This window comes from Pseudonocardia sp. KRD291, from assembly GCF_019263595.1.
GTDB lineage: Bacteria > Actinomycetota > Actinomycetes > Mycobacteriales > Pseudonocardiaceae > Pseudonocardia.
In genome coordinates, this window is record NZ_JADQDD010000448.1 from 1 (window position 1) to 3,025 (window position 3,025).

Here is a 3,025-nt window from a genome sequence, read left to right on the forward strand (position 1 = left end):
GAGAGCGCCGTTCGTGGGTTCGAAAGCGGGGTGGTCAGCCGATGCGGCGGCGGCGGGCCACGTCGGCCAGGACCACGCCGGTGGCCACGGCGGCGTTGAGGGACTCGACCCGCGCGGCGAGCGGGATCGAGACGGTCAGGTCGCAGGTCTCCTTGACCAGGCGCGAGAGGCCCTTGCCCTCGGAGCCGGTGACGAGCACTAGCGGGCCGGTGGCCAGGTCGAACTCGTCGAGCGAGACGTCGCCGTCCGCGGCCAGACCGACGATCATCAGCCCGGCCTGCGCGTACTCCTGCAGGGTCCGGGTGAGGTTGGTGGCGCGGGCGACCGGCAGCCGGGCCGCGGTACCGGCCGAGGTCCGCCAGGCCACCGCCGTCATCCCGGCCGCGCGGCGCTGCGGCACGACGACGCCGTGCCCGCCGAACGCGCTCGCCGACCGGACGACCGCACCCAGGTTGCGCGGGTCGGTCACCCCGTCCAGGGCGACGATCAGTGCCGGGTTCCGGCTGCCCGCGGCCCGCTCCAGCAGCTCGTCCGGGTGCGCGTAGGCATACGCCGGGACCTGCAGGGCGATGCCCTGGTGCAGGGCCCCGCCGGAGATCCGGTCCAGGTCGTTGCGCGGCACCTCCATGATCGAGATGCCCGCGTTGGCGGCCAGCGCGATCGCCTCGGTGACCCGCTCGTCGTTGGCGCTGCCCTCCGCGACCTGCAGCGCCGTCGCCGGGACCCCGGCGCGCAGGCACTCGACGACCGGGTTGCGGCCCAGCACCGTCTCCGGGGTCTCGCCGTCGCCCGGGCGGTGCCGTCGTCCGGCGACCTTCTGCTGGCGGCGGTCCTGCGCGGCGGCGCGGCGCTGCTTCGGGTGACCGGGGCGCAGCTCACCGGGCGGCGTCGGGCCCTTGCCCTTGAGCGCGCGGCGGACCTGCCCGCCGGACCCGGTGACGGCGCCCTTCTTCGTGCCTTCCTTGCGGACGGCTCCGCGGCGCTTGGAGTTGCCGGCCATGATTCGTGTTCTTCCGATCTGGGGTGGAGTGGGTGGGGCTGCGCTCAGCTGTCCTTGAGCGACCAGGTGGAACCGCCCGCGCCGTCCTCGACGGCGACACCGGCGGCGAGCAGCTCGTCGCGCAGCCGGTCGGCGGTGGCGAAGTCGCGACCGGCCCGGGCCTGCTGGCGCTGCTCGAGCATCACCCCGACCAGCGAGGACAGTGCGGCCCGGGCGGCGTCGTCGGCCCCGGAATCGCAGCCGACGGCGGCCAGCGGGTCGACCCCGAGCAGGCCGGTCATCGCCCGCACGCAGGACGCGGAACGGCTCGCGGCCGCCGCGTCGCCGGCGTCCAGGGCGGTGTTGCCCTCGCGCACCGCGCCGTGCACGGCGGCGACCGCGCCCGGGGTTCCCAGGTCGTCGTCCATCGCGGCGGCGAACTCCGCCGGGACGGTCGGGGACGGCTGCGGGACACCGTGGCGCTCGCGGACCCGGTTCACGAACGACTCGATCCGCCGGTACGCCGAGACCGACTCGTCCAGCGCGGCGTCGGAGTACTCGATCGCCGACCGGTAGTGCGGGCCGACGAGGTAGTAGCGCAGCTCGACACCGCGCACCCGTTCGAGCAGCGCCTCGATCGCGAGCGTGTTGCCCAGCGACTTCGACATCTTCTCGCCGCCCATGGTGACCCAGGCGTTGTGCAGCCAGTAGCGGGCGAACGGGTCACCCGCGGCGTGCGACTGGGCCTGCTCGTTCTCGTGGTGCGGGAACACCAGGTCCAGGCCGCCGCCGTGGATGTCGAACTCCGGCCCGAGGTAGGCCGTGGCCATCGCCGAGCACTCCAGGTGCCAGCCCGGACGCCCCCGCCCCCACGGCGTCGGCCAGCTCGGCTCGCCCGGCTTGGCGGCCTTCCACAGCGTGAAGTCCAGCGGGTCGCGCTTGCCTCCGGCCTCGCCCTCGCCCTGCGCGACGTCGTCGACCTTCTGCCCGGACAGCGCCCCGTAGGCCGGGAACGTGCGCACCGCGAAGTAGACGTCGCCGCCGGAGGCGTAGGCGTGCCCGCGCTCGATCAGGCGCTCGATCAGCTCGGTCATCTGCGTGACGTGACCGGTGGCGCGGGGCTCGATCGACGGCGGTAGGCAGCCCAGCGCGGTGTAGGCCGCGGAGAACGCCCGCTCGTGCGTGGCCGCCCACTCCCACCACGGGCGTCCGGCATCGGCCGCCTTGCGCAGGATCTTGTCGTCGATGTCGGTCACGTTGCGGACCATCAGCACGTCGTTGCCGGCGTGGGTGAGCCAGCGCCGCAGCACGTCGTAGTTCAGACCGCTGCGGACGTGCCCGATGTGCGGCAGACCCTGCACGGTCGCCCCACAGACGTACATCGACACGGCTCCGGTCCGCAGCGGCATGAACGCACGCTGCTCCCTGGTCGCTGAGTCGAGAAGTCTGAGGCTCACATCACCAGGGTACGGACGTCGCTTCACGGCCCACCCGCCACCCGGGCACTTCCGGTTCGTCCAAGACCTGCGGCCATCGGTGCTCCACGCTGCGACGATGACCGAGATCCAGCAGCTCCACCCCCGCCTCGTCGTGAACGGCGCCGACGACGCGATCGCGTTCTACCGCCGCGCGTTCGGCGCCGAGCTCGTCGAGCGCTTCACCGACCCCGACGGCCGCGTCGTGCACGCCCTGCTGCGCGCGGGCGCCGCGGTGTGGGCCGTCAAGGACGCCGACGGCTACGACCCCGCCCCGGGGTCCGGCGGCGCGTCGGTGATCCTCGCGCTCTACGTCGCGGACCCGGACGCCGTGGCCGGGGCGATCGTGGACGGCGGCGGAAAGGTGATCTTCCCCGTCGACGACCACCCCTACGGCGAGCGCGGCGGCCGCCTGGCCGACCCGTTCGGTCACGTCTGGATGGTCGCCACCCGCACCGAGGACCTCACCCCGGCCGAGATCCAGACCCGCACGACGGCCATGTACCCCTGACGGCACCCGCACCACCCCGCACCATGGCTCCACAACGCGGCTGGAAACGCCGTTACCACC

3 protein-coding genes are annotated in these 3,025 nt (G+C 73.8%); 1 reads left to right on the forward strand and 2 read right to left on the reverse strand.

Annotation, left to right across the window (positions count from 1 at the left end; all coding sequences use genetic code 11):
- Positions 1–34: 34 nt before the first annotated feature.
- The gene (gene rlmB, locus I4I78_RS31515) at positions 35–1,000 is read right to left on the reverse strand and encodes a 23S rRNA (guanosine(2251)-2'-O)-methyltransferase RlmB (RefSeq protein WP_218615160.1); all 966 of its coding nucleotides are present in this window, start codon (positions 998–1,000) and stop codon (positions 35–37) included.
- Between the two features lie 44 nt (positions 1,001–1,044).
- The gene (gene cysS, locus I4I78_RS31520) at positions 1,045–2,436 is read right to left on the reverse strand and encodes a cysteine--tRNA ligase (RefSeq protein WP_218615161.1); all 1,392 of its coding nucleotides are present in this window, start codon (positions 2,434–2,436) and stop codon (positions 1,045–1,047) included.
- A 97-nt stretch (positions 2,437–2,533) separates the two neighbouring features.
- On the opposite strand from cysS, the gene I4I78_RS31525 reads away from it, so the two are divergent.
- Entirely contained in the window at positions 2,534–2,965 is a 432-nt protein-coding gene (locus I4I78_RS31525; RefSeq protein ID WP_226380809.1) for a glyoxalase/bleomycin resistance/extradiol dioxygenase family protein, read from the forward strand.
- Positions 2,966–3,025: the final 60 nt, after the last annotated feature.

Excerpts from the sequence above, each read along its gene's own strand:
- I4I78_RS31525 (WP_226380809.1), top strand. The coding sequence starts at position 2,534 with ATGACCGAGATCCAGCAGCTCCACCCCCGCCTCGTCGTGAACGGCGCC.
- rlmB (WP_218615160.1), bottom strand. The coding sequence starts at position 1,000 with ATGGCCGGCAACTCCAAGCGCCGCGGAGCCGTCCGCAAGGAAGGCACG.